Source organism: Legionella septentrionalis (assembly GCF_003989745.1).
Classification (GTDB): Bacteria; Pseudomonadota; Gammaproteobacteria; order Legionellales; family Legionellaceae; genus Legionella_A; species Legionella_A septentrionalis.
Genome location: NZ_RZGS01000006.1, coordinates 71,895 through 89,697 on the forward strand (window position 1 = coordinate 71,895; position 17,803 = coordinate 89,697).

The window sequence follows — 17,803 nt, forward strand, 5'->3', positions numbered from 1 at the left end:
GCGCTGCGTGAATTACTTTAAGGATTTACATGAGGAGTTAAAATGCTACCTTGAGCCTTTGCATATTAAAAAATGTTACCAGGCTTATCTGGTAGCAAAAAAAGCTCATCATGGTCAAATGCGCCGTTCCGGTGAACCTTATATTACTCATCCGGTGGCTGCCGCCCTTATTCTTGCTCAGATGCGTTTGGATTATCAAACCATCATGGCCACTTTATTGCACGACGTGGTGGAAGATACCATGCTCAGCAAAGCCGATTTATTAAGCAAATTCGGTGAAGAAGTTACCGCTTTGGTAGATGGCGTCACAAAATTAACCAAAATAAAATTCGAATCCAAGGCAGAGGCACAGGCAGAGAATTTTCGTAAAATGGTTTTGGCGATGGTCAAGGATATTCGCGTCATCATCGTCAAGCTTGCCGATCGGTTGCATAACATGCGGACCTTGTCCATTATGCCACGGGGTAAAAAAAAGCGCATTGCCATAGAAACGCTGGAAATTTATGCACCCATTGCCAATCGTTTGGGTATGCACGCACTTTATACCGGCTTGGAGGATTTGGGGTTCAAAGCCCTGTATCCCATGCGTTATCGCGCTATTAAATCAGCAGTAGAAAAATCCCGTGGCAACCGTCGCGAATTAACCCAAAAAATAGAACATGATCTGCAAGCCGCCTTAGAGAAATTAAATATTCCCTACGAACACGTATTTGGCCGACAAAAGCACTTATACAGCATTTATCGTAAAATGCGCTATAAAAAAGCTTCCTTCGCAGAAATTACTGATGTGTTTGCTTTCCGGGTCATTACGGAAGACATTGATTCATGCTACCGCGTGCTTGGGGCTTTGCATCAAACCTACAAGCCTGTGCCGCAACGTTTTAAAGATTACATTGGTATCCCCAAGGTCAATGGATATCAATCCCTGCATACGACCCTATTCGGGCCTTATGGCATTCCCCTGGAAGTGCAAATCCGCACGCGCGATATGGATAATGTAGCGGAAAATGGCGTGGCAGCCCACTGGATATATAAATCATCCGGGTTGGAAGTCAATGAAGCCCAGTTGCGTGCACGGGAATGGGTGCAACGTTTGTTGGAAATGCAAAGCAGTACGGGCAGCTCGCTTGAATTTATTGAAAACGTTAAAATTGATTTATTCCCTGATGAGGTTTATGTTTTCACGCCTAAGGGAGAAATCATGGAATTGCCTAAAGGGGCGACGCCAGTTGATTTTGCCTATGCTGTTCATTCAGATGTAGGAAATCGTTGCGTTGCTGCAAAAGTAAATCGCCGCCTCGTACCTTTAAGCATCCCGCTTACTAATGGGCAGACGGTTGAAATTATCACGGCCCCCGGTGCACGTCCCAACCCTTCATGGCTAAATTTCGTAGTCACCGGTAAAGCCCGCAGCAACATTCGCGGTTTCCTGAAGAGCCAGCAACATGCTGAGTCCGTCATCTTAGGGCAAAGGCTTCTTGAGCAGGCCTTCTCGGAAGCGGGAAGCGATTACAGCAAAATTCCGCAGGAATCGATGCAAGCCTTATTAAGTGATTTAAACTACAAAACAATAGAAGACTTACTTTACGCCATCGGTATTGGTAATCAAATGTCTATGGTAATCGCCAAACGTCTGGTGGTTGCAGAGGAAAGTGGTGCTTTGGTAAAAACAGCCAAAAGCAGACCTTTGGCCATTAAAGGGACGGAAGGAATGGTGGTACATTTTGCCGAATGTTGTCAGCCCATTCCAGGAGATAACATTGTTGGACGTTTTCAACAAGGTCGGGGGATATTGGTGCACATCAGCGATTGCCCAAGCATTAAAAAAATCAGGGTCAATCCGGAACAATTTATTTCCTTGCGCTGGGATGAGGACGTACAGGGCGAATTCACTGTGGATGTTACCGTTGAAGTGACGAATCAGCGCGGGGTGCTTGCGGCGTTAGCTACAGCTATTTCTGAAGCTGAATCCAATATTGGCAACATTAATGTAGATCCGCGGGACGGCAGGCATAATGCAGTTACTTTTTCTTTAAGCGTCTCGGACCGAACGCATCTGGCTCGCGTCATGCGCCGCTTAAGAGCCAATAAAATGGTTTTGCGTCTGTATCGAAAAAAACAAGGGGAATAATGATGGAACCCATTACCAGTCAATTAGCACCTGCTGCAATCGGAACGTATAGTCAAGCCGTGAAATGCGGTAATACCGTTTATCTGTCCGGTCAAATTCCGCTGGATACCGAAACCATGCAACTATGCAGCGATGAGATCCGCCTGCAAATCAATCGGGTAATAGAAAATTTAGCCGCTGTGTGCGAAGCGGCTGGCGGCAGTTTGGCTAATATTGTCAAATTAAATGTTTATTTGCTCGATTTAAGCCATTTTCCTTTAGTCAATGAAGCCATGACCCGTTATTTTCCCGAGCCTTATCCCGCAAGGGCTGCTATTGGTGTGGCAGCATTACCCCGCGGTGCACAGGTGGAAATGGACGCTGTGATGGTGTTGCCCGAGTAGGTGAACTTATACTTTGCCATTGATTTATATGAAGCTCTTTTAGGTTTTATGTTATGAGCATTTTGTCGCTTCACGATGTGAGTTTAAATCTCGCAGGAAAGCAAATTTTAGATCATGCAAGTTGGCAAATTCAGCCACGTGATCGCATCGCTTTAGTGGGTCGAAACGGGGCTGGAAAATCCACTTTAATAAAATTGCTGGAAGGAAAAATTCTCCCAGACCAGGGAGTCGTGCAAAAGTTAGGTGGTTTACGCATATCCGGATTAACGCAAGAAGTCCCTATTGAGCAAAACGAATCAGTATATCATTTCCTGGTCAAAGATTTAGGCGAGATAGGGGAGTTGTTGGCAGGTTATCATATGGCTTCCCTGGAAGGGGATTTAAAGCGGATTTCCTTTTTCCAGCAACGCATTGACGAGCAGCAAGCATGGGAGCGCTTGCCACAGGTTGAAAATATGGCAAGCCGCTTGGGACTGGATATGAATGCCAGCATGAACCATTTATCTGGTGGTATGAAACGCCGCGCTCTTTTGGCAGCATCACTCATTGCAGCCCCCGATTTACTGCTTCTCGATGAGCCTACTAATCATTTGGATATCCCGACCATAGAATGGCTTGAATCTTACCTAAAAAATTATTCAGGCAGTTTACTGGTGGTCACGCATGATCGTGAGTTTCTGGCGCAGGTAGCCAATCAAATCGTGGAAATTGATCGTGGCCAAATATATCGATATGAATGTGATTATGAAACGTATCTTGAGAGGCGTGAAGCCAGGCTGTTAAGTGAAGATAAAAAAAATGCATTGTTTGATAAAAATCTGGCACAAGAGGAAGCATGGATCCGCACAGGGATTAAAGCACGGCGCACACGCAATGAAGGACGCGTCCGTGCATTAAAAGCTTTACGGGAAGAATTTAAACAACGGCGTTTGCAAGTAGGTAAAATCAAGTCCATTCCTCTTGAAGTCGTGCGTTCAGGAAATTTAGTCCTGGAAGCGCAAAACTTGAATTACTCTTTACAAGGGAAGGCATTGCTTAACGATTTTTCCTTGTTACTGACAAGAGGTGACAAAATCGGTATTGTCGGGCCCAATGGGTGCGGTAAAACCACATTGGTGCGTCTGTTGTTAGGTGAATTAAAGGCAGATTCCGGCGAGCTTCGTTATGGGACTTCATTGGCCGTGGCGTACTTTGATCAGTTACGCCGGCATTTGGATGAGGAAAAAACAGTGCTCGCCAATGTTGGCGACGGGGCAGATTATGTCACCATCAATGGCAAACAAAAGCATGTAGCCACTTACCTGCGTGAATTTTTGTTTCCCCCGGAGAGCTTTAACCAACTCGTCTCCACTTTGTCGGGTGGTGAACGTAATCGTTTATTATTGGCCAAGCTATTTGCCAAACCGGTAAATTTATTGGTTATGGATGAGCCCACCAATGATTTGGACATGGAAACACTGGAACTGCTTGAATCCATGCTAATTGACTACCCGGGCACTTTATTACTAATAAGCCACGATCGCGCTTTCCTGAATAATGTAGTAACCAGTTTATTGGTTTTTGAAGGCAATGGACACTTCAAAGAATACATGGGTGGGTATGATGATTATCAACAGCAAAGGAAAGAAAAGCGTGCCTCGCCGCCTGCTGTTGCACCTTCAGCCCAGCGGCGGAATGCGGATAAACTTTCCTATAATGAACAGCGCGAATTGAGCCAATTACCCCAAAAAATAGAAACCTTGGAGGCGAAAATAGCGGCGTTACAGGAAAATATGGCTGCACCTGCCTTTTATCAACAGGATGGCGATGCAATCAGTCAAAGCAATCAGCAATTGGCTGCGTTCGAAACCGAGCTAAGCCAGCTGTATGGGCGTTGGGAATTTTTGGAAAGTAAGAAATAAATAGGTAAGGCTGTTGCGCGCATCATCTGGTCAGTGAAAGTAATAACCAGATGGCATGAATGATATCGTGAGCGTATGCAAGCTCTTAACGAGCAGTTAAACATACAATAAAGAGCCAGTAGTCATCATTATGTTAATTACACTTGCATTCGTCATTTTAAGTTCCGCATTTATCGTTTTTTTCGCACAGGAAATTTATCTTTTTTTTAAAAAAATTTTTTCCTTACCCGGTGTTGCTTTTTTTGTACCCTTAATACTGGCGTCATGGCTGGTCGTTCATTATAAATACTGGATATCCTGGTTTTTAGTATGGTCAAATTATTCTCTGCATGAAGTAATCAACCAGTTTACTCGCTATTTTCCGTTTGCTGCCTGGTCTATCTATGTCGCCGAAATACTCATTTTATTCTTGTTAATTTGTTTGCCTATGTGGATTTCCCATGCACTGGTAAAAAGCAAACGGCGCTACAAACCCTGGCCATATGCCCATGTTTTAGGCGTGAGCATGTGGGTGGTTGCAGCGATACTTTTGTTGGTTTATCAACCCTTAAGATAAGCTAAAAAAGATAAGCATGGCTCCTATTTTATGAGCTTAAGGCAAGCTTGGTTTATCGATAGGCAACGGCTTTAAATGACGTTCAAAAAATTTCAGAGAGATTGTCTGGTTACTTTTCTTCTATACGTTCTTTCCGCTTCTCAGCAGCCTGTGGAATAATTGATTTCCGGCGGGCTGATTGATACCGCGCTTGCAATTCGATATCGATATAACGGTCTGTTGTTGCACTGGAGCTATGGCCAGCATCGTCGCGAACATGCTCGCGCGGTCTTGTTTTCACATCCTCGGAAATCCCTGTGTGCCGCAGCCAATGCACCGTTGCAGCCATTAAATTATCCGCTTCTTCATTTTGATTTTGGCGCCGCAACTGATCGGTGGCCCGATCAAAACATAATTGCACCAAGCGGCGTATGGGTGCCGTATCACTCATGGGGCCTGTACCGCGCAATTTAGGCAGTAGCGGTGAATTGTCTGCGGGTGAGGGTAGAGGGGATAAGCCTAAAAAAGTGCGCCAACGGGAAAGGCTAGCCAGCATGGCTTCGCTTACGGCAATTTGCCTTTCTTTATTCCCCTTTCCTACGGTGGTAAACCACCAGGAACCATTATTATCTTTTGCAAAATCATTCATTGTAGGAATCCAGCGCTCGCTCGCCGCCAATTCGGAAATCCTAAGATACATGCCATATAATGCACTAAGAATAAATCGGGTACGCTCATGTTTTTCAGGATTTTCCTGTGCTAAATGTTCTGCCGCTTGCAATACTGCATCCCATTGTTGGAGGCTAAGTCTTCTCACCGGCAGGTTTTGCTGACGTTTACGTATGAACTTGCTTTTTTGGCGTATCAAGGCAACTGGGTTTGATAACAAATACTCTTCGGCAATTAGAAAATTAAACAACGTACTGAGAATGGCAAAAATCTCTTGAATGGCTCCTTGCGATAAAGCAAATAAAGAGGCATCAACGTCTTCGCCCCGTTTTCTTGAGGATTTCGAAATGGTTGCCACGAAGGGACGCCATTCGCCATTGGGAATACGTTTTCCTTCCTTTTCAATAAACCGCGGAACTTTTTTTACGCCTATCCAGTTTTTTGGGGGATTTTGACAAAAACGTACGAATTGCTCTATGTCATCACGTTTCAATTGTTTTAAAGTGGTTCCTCTTATTTGCCAACACCATTGTAACAAACGCTCGGTTTCGCGCCGGTAGCTGTTAAAAGTGCCCAGGCTGCCCTGGTAATTTTTTAAAAAATTAAGAGCATGATTAAAATCCAAACGATATTCTTCCGGCAAGACAATATTTTCGCAATTTTTATGCAGGTGATGGATGCTATCGAATAAAGGCAATAATTGTATTTTCATTTAAGACTCTTTGTTAAAAACAAAGCGTAACGCAAATTTTAAAAGCAGGATAGCTTCTATGCATCGTAACTTGCTTTTTTTGTCACAATAATATACGCGTTTAACTAGCCAACTGCATGGTTTTATTTGCTAACTTCCTAATATTAAACTATCTTTTAACAATAAAAAGTAAGCAAGGAAGGATTATGGTTTTTGTCAAGCGCGATTCCCAGAATCAAATCTGCGCTATTTTTGAAGATCAAAGTGAGGAAGGGCTTGAAGAAGTAACAAGTAATGATCCGGAACTTACCGCCTTTCTAACGCGTTGTGCTTTGGACAAAAAACTTTATTTTTTAAAATCCGACTTGGATTTAATTCGGGTTATTGAGGATTTAATTCAAATTTTGATGGAAAAAAACATCATTGCAATCACTGACTTCCCAGCGCCCGCAATTGAAAAATTGATGGCGCGTCAAAAAATTCGCAGCCAATTTGAAAACGTTGCCCAAATTATTCAAGAAGACTGATGTTGCAAACTGCTTTTGATTGGAGCGCTTATGAGCAAGCAAGAAACAGCTAATTGGGATATTCCGGAAAGTGATTTGGCCACGCATGATCCGCTTTTGGCTTGTTTGCTTTTCCTAACCAAATATTATCAAACGCCATGCTCTGCCATTTCTTTAACGGAGCGTCTGCCTTTAGTGGACAATAAACTCACCCCAACCTTGTTCGTCAGAGCTGCTGAGCGGGCTAAGCTGAGCGCAGAAATCAATAAGATTGCATTTAAAGACGTTACGGATTTAGTGCTGCCTGCCGTATTGCTTTTACAAGATGGCGAAGCTTGCTTATTACTGGAAAAACGAGAAGATGAGAGCGTAATTTTAACGCATAAAACCGGACAAGGACGGGTGACGGTGCCCAATACCACTTTGGCTGAAAAATATGGTGGATATGCCATTTTCGTAAAGCCTGCTTATCAATTCACCCGCCCCAGTAAAGAGAGTTATGTAAAAAAGAAACCTAAAGATTGGTTTTGGACAGTATTGATGAAATCCTGGCCGATTTATGTGGAAGTTTTGACGGCTTCTGTTTTAATTAACTTATTTGCCTTGGCCGTGCCATTATTTGCTATGAACGTGTACGATCGTGTGGTCCCAAACCATGCAATCGAAACCATGTGGGTCTTGGCTACAGGGATTGGGTTGGTTTTTCTTTTTGATTTGTTTTTAAAATCCCTGCGCGCTTATTTTATTGATGTGGCGGGCAAAAAGACTGATGTGCAATTATCCGCCATCATTTTTGAACATATATTAGGCATTCAAATGAATGCCAGGCCTTCATCCGTTGGTGCATTTGCTAACACTATCCAATCATTTGAAGCATTTCGTGATTTCATTACGTCTACTACCATCACCGTTTTGGTGGATTTACCGTTTGTCATCCTTTATTTGATTGTGCTTTTCTATTTAGGCGGCAACCTGGTAATCATTCCCTTAGTTGTCGTACCGATTGTGTTTCTCATCGGATTTTTATTGCAGTATCCGCTGACCAAAATTACTAAAACATCTTATCAACTGGCGCAAGAAAAAAATGCCACATTGATTGAATCGTTAGCGGGGATTGAGGCGATAAAGAGCAGTGGTGCTGAAGGTACCATGCAGCGCCGATTTGAGCAGGCAGTAATTTATGCGGCAAGATTGGGTGCCAAACTTCGTTTCTTGGTAAACTCAAGCATCAATCTCACCGTATTGGCGCAGCAGCTTGCGAATGTTTTGTTAGTCATTTTCGGTGTATATAAAATCATCGCAGGCGAACTCACAGTTGGCGCATTAATCGCATGTACTATTTTGGGAAGCAGGGCACTAGCTCCTATGGGCCAGGTTGCAGCTATTTTTTCCCGCTATTATCAATCCATGCAAGCCTTGGAATCCATTGGCCAAGTCATGAAGTTACCTACTGATGTGCAGGATGCTTCCAGTTACCTGCACCGCCCGCATATAGAGGGTAATATTGAGTTAAGGCAAGTAGACTTTCATTATCCTGGCCAGACAAACCCTATTCTAAATCACGTTTCCTTTTCCATTAAAAAGGGCGAACGCGTCGCCATCATAGGCAGGATTGGTTCTGGAAAGTCCACGATTGCGAAATTGTTAATGGGGCTTTATCGTCCTGACAAAGGTGGTATTTATATGGATGGGACGGATTATCTGCAGATAAATCCGGCGGATTTAAGAAGACAAATTGGTTATGTCCCACAAGATGTCGTGCTGTTTTATGGCACTGTAAAAGACAACATTCGCTTAGGCGCTCCTTATATTGATGATGACAGAATTTTAAAAGCAGCGGCTATTGCCGGGGTAACCAACTTCACCCAAAATCATCCGGAAGGATTGGATAGGCAAGTAGGCGAGCGCGGATCGCGTTTATCAGCTGGACAAAGGCAAGCCATTGCTGTTGCCAGAGCGTTGCTTCTGTCACCAAAAATTTTAATTTTTGACGAACCAACAGCCTCCATGGACGATGGAAGTGAAACGCAGTTGCGCCAAAATTTGAAAAAATATCTGAGCGATGATGTAACATTCATTTTAGTCACCCATAAAGCAGCCATGCTCGAATTGGTCGACCGGTTGATTGTAATAGATAATAACCGCGTGGTGGCCGATGGCCCTAAAGAAACGGTACTAAATGCGTTACGAAGCGGGGTGAAATTCGATTCAGGAAAAAAACAAGCCGATGCTAAAGCATAATTGAGAAGTTCTTGCTCCATTGATGAAAAATAAGTGGTGAAATAAATGCCAAAAACAAAAAAAAATTTAGGTTTACTTACCGATAGCAGTCCAGAAACAGTAAAAGATACTCATGTTTTTTCCCATTTGATTGTATGGGCTATCATCATTTGTCTTCTCATCTTTTTTCTATGGGCAAAATATGCCGTACTGGATGAAGTGACCGTAGGGGAAGGAAAAGTCATTCCTTCCAGGCAAGTACAGGTAGTCCAAAATCTCGAAGGCGGAATAGTACGGGAAATTTTGGTAAAACAAGGCGATTTGGTGCAGCGGGGACAGATATTGATGCGCCTGGAAGATGTTTTATTTGCATCCAAGTTTAAGGAGTTGGAGCGAAAATTGGAAGACGTGCAAATAGAATTGATTCGTTTGCAAGCAGAAATAGAAAACAAACCCCTGGTATTTGATAAAAAAATTGAGGCAGCAAATCCTGATTTGGTGATGTCTGAAATTGCCTTTTACAAGGCGCGCCAGGATGAAAAAAAACAAATGTTGCGCGATATAGAATTGGCGACCAAAGAATTAGAAATGACTGAACCGCTGATCAAAAAAGGCGCTGCATCACCGGTGGAAGTATTGCGCCTTGAACGCACTGTAAGCGAGCTTCAGGGTAAATTGCATGCATTTAATAGCAAAACCTTAGAGCGGTATAATGAAGCAAAAGGCGAAGTGTCCCGCTTGCGGGAAGAAATGCAAGGTGACAAAGACAGGGTGTCAAGAACGACCATCCGTTCACCGGTCAAGGGAATAGTAAATCAGCTAAAAGTAAATACCGTCGGTGGTGTGATTAAACCCGGCATGGACATTCTGGAAATCGTACCATTAGACGATACTTTGCTAATTGAAGCCAAAATTCGCCCTGCTGACATTGGCTTTATTCGGCTTGGACAAAAAGCCATGGTGAAATTAAGTGCTTATGATTTTTCAATCTATGGTGGATTGGAAGGGGAAGTTGAACAAATCAGTGCTGATACCATTGTAGATGAAGAAGATAAAGAAAGAAAAAGCTATTATCTGATTCGGGTACGTACCCAGAAAAATTATTTAGGCACAAAAAATAATCCTCTCTATATCATTCCTGGCATGCAGGCTACAGTGGATATCCTGACGGGAAGAAAATCCGTGCTGGATTATTTGCTAAAACCCTTGCTGAAAGCAAAACAAACAGCTTTAAGAGAGCGTTAAGCATCGGTAACTATATTGCCATTATTAATGAGCTCCGTCAGGATTTGCGTATTCTGCAAGGTACCCCCAGCGGTTAAGTCAACCCCTGCCAGAATGATGGTTTGGGTGGCGCTGAAGGTTGCACCGCCATCTGCATCCACTGCAATGGTGGTGTTTTGCGTAGTATTGTTATAGCTGACTTGTAAATAACTATCCAGGCTTTGGGCGTTTTGATGCTCGCCTGTTAGCAAGTTGGACAGATCCAATACATCGCCATTTTGTCCTGGCGTAAAATCAGTAATAGTATCAATCGCGTTACCGGTATCATCTCCTGCTTTCCATACGAAAGTGTCCTTGCCAGTTCCTCCTGTCATGGTGTCATTGCCGCGGCCGCCCACCAGCATATCTTTACCACTGCCGCCGTTTAGCGTATCGTTACCCAAGCCGCCAAACAGGGAGTCATCCCCGCCATTGGCATTAATGATGTCATTGGTGTTGCCGCCGACCAGCACTTCTGATTTCTCAGTACCCGTTAACGTATTGCCTGTTTGCGTAACCACGTCCACGATACTGCTATCGCTTACAGTGCTGTTGGGGTTTTGATGGGTAATGGTGTAATTAAAATTACGGTAATCAGCCTGGCTGTTATCAATGGTTAGAAACACATCATAATTGGCAGAAGTCGTGCTGTTAATTTGGAAATAATAGTCTCCAGAGTATTGTGCTACGAATGCACCTTCTGTGCCCTGATTGGAAAGCGTGTAATCAAATACTTGCGTTATCATATTACCGGCACTGTTTCCCGAAGCTGCCTTATCGTAAACAAAGACATCCACATTTGAAATGATGCTGCTGCGTGGATCCACATCTATCCACAATAACTCACCAGCAGCCAAACTGATTCTAAACCAGTCCTGATCCGAGCTGGAGATGCTGCCGCGGTAGCCTGTACTGTAGCCGCTATGATTCAATCCAGCATTGGTGAAGCCCGAAGAAAACGCGGAGCGGTTAATGACATCGGCAGTTGCACTGGTATTATTGCTTGAACCTTCATTAATCAAAGTGGTCGTACTATTGGTGCTGAAATTGGCTCCACTGAAAGTAAGTGCGGTGGGGGTCAAATTAATAATTCCATTATTTAAAGTAACCGTACTGCCGGTTCCATTGGTTACAGCACTGACCGTGGTGCCATTAATCGCCATATCATTTTTCAAAAGAGCACTGGCATCGAAACTGATGACGTTTCCTTGCGCGATATTGGTAATCACTGTATCGCGATTTGCATCAATTCCAGCCGCCGTATAATCAATGTCCAAAGTCAGATTCTTAGTGATCTGATCACCATCCGCATCAATGACGGTCACAGGAATAACTTCTTGACCATCAATGGAATGATTGGTATTGATGTTGTAACTGTATTGCCCGGTCAAGAAATTAAAAGTTAATACACCGCCTAAATCAGTTTCAATAACCAGGACTTCAGATCCTGCCGGACTCGTACTTGGGTTATACGTGTGGGTTATGCCATCGACGACAATCGATTTTATATAACCTCCATCAGCACCTAAGACAAAGCCTTCAACAACGCTTCCCCCTGAGATCACCGAGCTGCTAATATTGTTACCGTATTGGTCAATAAATCCATTGGCAAGATCACTGATGGTTTGCAGGATAAAGGCACCGCCTTGTCCAGCAGGCGTTGGGTAAGCCACCATTTCCAGTGGACCAAGAGTCGCCTCGCCGAAGCCTACCCCATACGCCTTGTCAATGTTGGTGTCATCAATAAATTTTTCCCATGCGGCCACATCCTGGTAACTGCCATAAGATAATGAGCCATCATTTACTCCATGGCCCGAGGTAGGTTCGCCGTCAGAGAGGAAATATAACAAGTTGTTGGCAGCTATTGGTACTGGCGCAATATTATGAGTTCGAATTACTTCTTGTAAGGCTGCATCATAATAAGTATATCCATCGGAGCTGATGTTATTTAAATAATTTAAAGCACCATCCACATCATTAACAAACCATCCAGAATTGGTAGCTTTTGTGGAAAAAGTGATAATTTTAACGTTGACGTTACCCAAATCCTCACCTGCTTGGATCAATTCTTGCAAGGCTTGTTTTGCCATGGCCAGGCGAGTCATGCCGTTGGATTCTATGGTCGCCATACTGGTAGATACATCAAGGACTAAAATTAAGTTTACGCCTATATTTTCGCTTTGACCTACAAAAGAGGCTGAAACATTCTGTCCGATGGGTGCATCGTCAGCGATATTAATGGTCAGGTTGCCATCGCTGGTCATGCCGGTGACATTATGACTCAAACGATAAGTGAATGATTCATTCACGTTATCGCCTTGCGTACTTGAAGTTTGCAGTGTGTACTCATAATCCCCTTTGCTATGTCCGCCGCCGTTTTGTGTATAGACTTTTAATAACCCTAAGGGGGTATCAATGGTAATGACTCCTCCAACCGGGGTGGCCGTAACGCCATTGAAAGTCACTGAAGAGATAGACGCATCGCCGGTATTTGCATCATTGGTAAGCAAATTACCTTCGGCCACTACACTTACTACCCCGGCTTGTGTGCCGCCAGATAAACCCGCTTCACTAACAGACGCTATATCCGCTGTGGCGACAGGATTTGGCGTGCCATGATCAATAGTTAACGTAGAGGAAGATTGGCTTCCATCCGCATCGCGGATGACATAAGTAAATACATCATTTGGAACGTCATAATTATAGTCAGTTCTGTTTGCAGTAATCTTCCAAATGTTAAAATCGTCGTTGCCATCAACTCCGTAGAAGGCGACATAACGGAAGGGTACGTTGGCTGTAATATTAAACGTCAGGGAGCCATTGCTGCCTGAACCAGTTGCATTGGTAACACCACTGCCTACTAAAACCAGGTTATTTGAGCCATCCAGGTTATAAACTGCCCAGCCCACATTATCTCCGCTGTCTACCTCCCTTGCTTCTACTTGCAGCGAGGAAGCAGGGGTAAGAAGATCAATGGCTACCGTTTCTGTTCTTACATTTCCGGATACAATGCGGGAATCAATTTCATCCGCATCGCCACCGCCACTGATATAAAGTCCATAATTGTTTCTAATGGATACTGTTGCATTCGGGGAAGAAGTGAGCGGATTAGTGCCGGCACTATAACCATACACACCTACGCCAGACCAAAGTGATGAAGAATTTCCTCCACCATAACTTGTGGAAGTAGTCGGCAAGCTAGCAGTGGATGTGTAGGTATAACTACCATTTTGGTTAATAGCCAGCACTCCGTTTGCCGTATTAATAGTTAAAGTGCCGTTAACAAAGTTAGTGTAAGTCGTATTATTGTAAGTTACTGAATGAAGTTGGGTTGCATCTTGCCCCAGCACATCGTTTGCAGTAATAACATTGCCTGAAACGGCTCCTTGGAAAGCCACAGAGTTAACATCCGGGTTGGCGAGTGGAGCTGTATCTTGCACATTTATGGAAACTTGGGTCCAGGAGGAGGTATTCGTTCCATCACTGGCTTTATAGTAAAAACTATCCACTACATTCGCACCACCGGGATTATTTACAGTAGCTGGGGCAGTGTAGGTATAAGTGCCGTTGGCATTCATTTTTACCGTACCACCTAAAGCTGTAGTGATCGTATTGGTGCCATTGGCTGAAACAGCTCCTGTGCCGCTGCCATTGGCTGCAAATTGGCTCACGTTCAATGCGTCAAAGTTAGCGTCAGTGTCATTAGTAAGCACACTTGTCCCTGACAGAATACTACCCTCGATTACACTGCCGGAGTCTGGTTGTGCGACAGGCGCAAAATCATCATTGGGAATAGTAGTGGTTACTATGCCTGTGCCAACCACTAAATTTTCATAATTGCCGCCACTGGTTCCTTGGATAGCGACAGTAAATGATTCGTTACTTTCAGCAAGTTGATCGCTAAATGTATTTACGTTAAAGGTAACCGAACTTTGATGAGCGGGGATGATTACGTTAAACGTGGTGGCCGTGAGATCAGCACTATTGGTTGTAACGTGGTTTACAACTATGGTAACGGTTAACGCAGTAGCTGGGGGATTAGTTACGGTAAGAGTATAGATACCAGAACCTCCTTCGCTTACTACAGAAGGTCCGCTTAAGTTAAGGGTAGTGGTATTAATTGTATCCAATATTGTTACGATAGCCGTATCGCTGGTGTTCAAGCTTTCGTAATTGCCACCGGTTGCATTGTTGATGCTGATGGTTTGCGTGCCGGCATCGACGTAGGCATCGTCCGCAGGGGCAGGGAAGGTGACGCTGCCGCTCGTTTGTCCAGCGGGGATGGTGATCACTTGGCCATTGGACAAGGTTAAGGTTAAATTGGTTTGCGGTGCATTGTTGACATTGGCGGTCAAAGTCACCATACCGCCTTCATTGACGATGACATCGCCCAGGGTAACGGTGGTGGTATCAATGGTATCTTGAACCGTAATCGTTGCCGTATCGTTGGTATTCAAGCTTTCGTAATTGCCACCGGTTGCATTGCTGATGCTGATGGTTTGCGTACCGGCATCGACGTAGGCATCATCGGTTGGGGCTGGGAAGGTGATGCTGCCGCTTGTTTGTCCAGCAAGAATGGTGATCACCTGTCCGTTAGACAGCGTTAACGTTAAATCGGTTTGCGGTGCGTTGTTGACATTAGCCGTCAAAGTCACCATACCACCTTCATTGACGGTAACATCGCCCAGGGTAACGGTGGTGGTGTTGATGGTATCTTGCACCGTGATCGTTGCCGTATCGCTGGTGTTCAAGCTTTCGTAATTGCCACCAATTGCATTGCTGATGCTGATGGTTTGCGTGCTGGCATCGATGTAAGGATCATCTGCGGGAGCTGCGAAGGTAACGCTGCCGCTCGTTTGTCCAGCAAGAATGGTGATCACTTGGCCATTGGACAAGGTTAAGGTTAAATCGGTTTGGGGTGCATTATTGACATTGGCGATCAAGGTCACCATACCGCCTTCATTGACGGTGACATCGCCCAGGGTAACGGTGGTGGTGTTGATGGTATCTTGCACCGTGATCGTTGCCGTATCGCTGGTGTTCAAGCTTTCGTAATTGCCACCGGTTGCATTGCTGATGCTGATGGTTTGCGTACCGGCATCAAGGTAAGCATCATCGGTGGGGGCTGCGAAGGTGATGCTGCCGCTTGTTTGTCCAGCAAGAATGGTGATCACCTGTCCGTTAGACAGCGTTAACGTTAAATCGGTTTGCGGTGCGTTGTTGACATTGGCGGTCAAAGTCACCATACCACCTTCGTTAACGGTAACATCGCCCAGGGTAACGGTGGTGGTGTTGATGGTATCCTGAACCGTGATGGTTGCTGTGTCGCTAATATCCAATTGTTCGTAATTGCCACCGGCTGCATTGCTGATGCTGATGGTTTGGCTATCGGCATCGACGTAGGCATCATCGGTTGGCGCTGGGAAGGTGACGCTGCCACTCGTTTGTCCAGCGAGAATGGTGATCACCTGTCCGTTAGATAGCGTTAAGGTTAAATCGGTTTGCGGTGCATTATTGACATTGGCGGTCAAAGTGATGGTGCCGCCTTCATTGACGGTGACATCGCCTAAGGTGACGGTGGTGGTATCAATGGTATCCTGAACCGTGATGGTTGCTGTGTCGCTAATATCCAATTGTTCGTAATTGCCACCGGCTGCATTGCTGATGCTGATGGTTTGGCTATCGGCATCGACGTAGGCATCATCGGTTGGCGCTGGGAAGGTGACGCTGCCGCTCGTTTGTCCAGCGAGAATGGTGATCACCTGTCCGTTAGATAGCGTTAAGGTTAAATCGGTTTGCGGTGCATTATTGACGTTGGCGGTCAAAGTGATGGTGCCGCCTTCATTGACGGTGACATCACCCAGGGTGACGGTGGTGGTATCAATGGTATCTTGAACCGTAATCGTTGCGGTGTCGCTGGTATCCAATTGTTCGTAATTGCCACCGGCTGCGCTGCTGATGCTAATGGTTTGGCTATCGGCATCAATATAAGCATCATCGGTTGGCGCTGGGAAGGTGACGCTGCCACTCGTTTGTCCAGCGAGAATGGTGATCACCTGTCCGTTAGATAGCGTTAAGGTTAAATCGGTTTGCGGTGCATTGTTGACATTGGCGGTTAAGGTGATGGTGCCGCCTTCATTGACGGTGACATCACTCAGGGTGACGGTAGTGGTATCAATGGTATCCTGAACCGTGATGGTTGCGGTGTCGCTGGTATCCAATTGTTCGTAATTGCCACCAATTGCATTGCTGATGCTGATGGTTTGGCTGCCGGCATCGATATAAGCATCATCGGTTGGGGCAGGGAAGGTGACGCTGCCGCTCGTTTGTCCGGCGAGAATGGTAATCACTTGGCCATTAGACAAGGTTAAGGTTAAGTCTGTTTGCGGTGCATTATTGACATTGGCGGTTAAAGTGATGGTGCCGCCTTCATTGACGGTGACATCGCCCAGGGTAACGGTGGTGGTATCAATCGTATCTTGAACCGTAATCGTTGCGGTGTCGCTGGTATCCAATTGTTCGTAATTGCCACCGGCTGCATTGCTGATGCTGATGGTTTGAGTACCGGCATCAATATAAGCATCATCGGTTGGCGCTGGGAAGGTGACGCTGCCGCTGGTTTGTCCAGCAAGAATGGTGATCACTTCCCCATTGGACAGCGTTAAGGTTAAGTCTGTTTGCGGTGCATTGTTGACATTGGCGGTCAAAGTGATGCTGCCGCCTTCATTGACGGTGACATCGCCCAGGGTAACGGTGGTGGTGTTGATGGTATCTTGAACGGTAATCGTTGCGGTGTCGCTGGTATCCAATTGTTCGTAATTGCCACCGGCTGCATTGCTGATGCTGATGGTTTGGCTATCGGCATCAATATAAGCATCATCGGTTGGGGCTGGGAAGGTGACGCTGCCGCTCGTTTGTCCGGCGAGAATGGTAATCACTTGGCCATTAGACAAGGTTAAGGTTAAGTCTGTTTGCGGTGCATTGTTGACATTGGCGGTTAAAGTGATGGTGCCGCCTTCATTGACGGTGACATCGCCCAGGGTAACGGTGGTGGTATCAATCGTATCTTGAACCGTAATCGTTGCGGTGTCGCTGGTATCCAATTGTTCGTAATTGCCACCGGTTGCATTGCTGATGCTGATGGTTTGGCTATCGGCATCGACGTAGGCATCATCGGTTGGGGCTGGGAAGGTGACGCTGCCACTGGTTTGTCCAGCGAGAATCGTAATGACTTCTCCATTGGACAGCGTTAACGTCAAGTCTGTTTGCGGTGCATTGTTGACGTTGGCGGTTAAGGTGATGGTGCCGCCTTCATTGACGGTGACATCGCCCAGGGTAACGGTGGTGGTATCAATGGTATCTTGCACCGTAATGGTCGCGGTGTCGCTGGTATCCAATTGTTCGTAATTGCCACCAATTGCATTGCTGATGCTGATGGTTTGGCTGCCGGCATCGATATAAGCATCATCGGTTGGGGCAGGGAAGGTGACGCTGCCGCTCGTTT

Annotated in this window: 9 protein-coding genes; 7 read left to right on the forward strand and 2 right to left on the reverse strand. The window is 45.3% G+C overall.

Going from position 1 to position 17,803, the window contains the following annotated elements; translation table 11 throughout:
* Window positions 1-7 precede the first annotated feature (7 nt).
* The 4 genes from spoT (at window position 8) to ELY11_RS03775 (ending at window position 4,971) form a co-directional block, all read left to right on the forward strand.
* Entirely contained in the window at window positions 8-2,131 is a 2,124-nt protein-coding gene (gene spoT / locus ELY11_RS03760; protein ID WP_199737669.1) for a bifunctional GTP diphosphokinase/guanosine-3',5'-bis pyrophosphate 3'-pyrophosphohydrolase, read from the forward strand.
* 2 nt (window positions 2,132-2,133) lie between these two features.
* Window positions 2,134-2,514, forward strand: a complete 381-nt coding sequence (locus ELY11_RS03765; RefSeq protein ID WP_127032558.1) for a RidA family protein — start codon at window positions 2,134-2,136, stop codon at window positions 2,512-2,514.
* Window positions 2,515-2,567: 53 nt separating this feature from the next.
* Window positions 2,568-4,415 carry an ATP-binding cassette domain-containing protein gene (locus tag ELY11_RS03770; RefSeq protein ID WP_127032554.1) on the forward strand — a complete coding sequence of 616 codons (1,848 nt, stop codon included), beginning with the start codon at window positions 2,568-2,570 and terminating at the stop codon, window positions 4,413-4,415.
* A gap of 130 nt (window positions 4,416-4,545) precedes the next feature.
* Complete coding sequence (locus tag ELY11_RS03775) at window positions 4,546-4,971, forward strand: hypothetical protein (protein ID WP_126954049.1); 426 nt, start codon at window positions 4,546-4,548, stop codon at window positions 4,969-4,971.
* Between the two features lie 109 nt (window positions 4,972-5,080).
* Here the strand turns inward: ELY11_RS03775 and ELY11_RS03780 are convergent, their stop codons facing one another.
* The gene (locus tag ELY11_RS03780) at window positions 5,081-6,331 is read right to left on the reverse strand and encodes a tyrosine-type recombinase/integrase (RefSeq protein ID WP_126954048.1); all 1,251 of its coding nucleotides are present in this window, start codon (window positions 6,329-6,331) and stop codon (window positions 5,081-5,083) included.
* Between the two features lie 185 nt (window positions 6,332-6,516).
* Here ELY11_RS03780 and ELY11_RS03785 point away from each other — a divergent pair, with 185 nt between their 5' ends.
* From ELY11_RS03785 to ELY11_RS03795, 3 genes are read left to right on the forward strand one after another with little or no spacing between them, the layout of a single operon-like run.
* Window positions 6,517-6,837, forward strand: coding sequence for a hypothetical protein (locus ELY11_RS03785; protein ID WP_126954047.1), 321 nt, complete (start codon window positions 6,517-6,519; stop codon window positions 6,835-6,837).
* 30 nt (window positions 6,838-6,867) lie between these two features.
* The gene (locus ELY11_RS03790) at window positions 6,868-9,057 is read left to right on the forward strand and encodes a type I secretion system permease/ATPase (RefSeq protein WP_126954046.1); all 2,190 of its coding nucleotides are present in this window, start codon (window positions 6,868-6,870) and stop codon (window positions 9,055-9,057) included.
* Between the two features lie 45 nt (window positions 9,058-9,102).
* On the forward strand, window positions 9,103-10,281 hold the full coding sequence (locus ELY11_RS03795) for an HlyD family type I secretion periplasmic adaptor subunit (protein WP_127032555.1): 1,179 nt from the start codon (window positions 9,103-9,105) through the stop codon (window positions 10,279-10,281).
* On the opposite strand, the gene ELY11_RS03800 is transcribed toward ELY11_RS03795, so the two are convergent.
* Window positions 10,278-17,803 (reverse strand): immunoglobulin-like domain-containing protein (locus tag ELY11_RS03800; protein ID WP_127032556.1); only part of this gene is annotated, 7,526 nt, incomplete at its 5' end. The genes ELY11_RS03795 and ELY11_RS03800 overlap by 4 nt on opposite strands.

Coding starts and splice junctions, on each gene's coding strand:
- ELY11_RS03765 (WP_127032558.1), top strand. CDS start 2,134: ATGGAACCCATTACCAGTCAATTAGCACCTGCTGCAATCGGAACGTAT.
- ELY11_RS03770 (WP_127032554.1), top strand. CDS start 2,568: ATGAGCATTTTGTCGCTTCACGATGTGAGTTTAAATCTCGCAGGAAAG.
- ELY11_RS03775 (WP_126954049.1), top strand. CDS start 4,546: ATGTTAATTACACTTGCATTCGTCATTTTAAGTTCCGCATTTATCGTT.
- ELY11_RS03780 (WP_126954048.1), bottom strand. CDS start 6,331: ATGAAAATACAATTATTGCCTTTATTCGATAGCATCCATCACCTGCAT.
- ELY11_RS03785 (WP_126954047.1), top strand. CDS start 6,517: ATGGTTTTTGTCAAGCGCGATTCCCAGAATCAAATCTGCGCTATTTTT.
- ELY11_RS03790 (WP_126954046.1), top strand. CDS start 6,868: ATGAGCAAGCAAGAAACAGCTAATTGGGATATTCCGGAAAGTGATTTG.
- ELY11_RS03795 (WP_127032555.1), top strand. CDS start 9,103: ATGCCAAAAACAAAAAAAAATTTAGGTTTACTTACCGATAGCAGTCCA.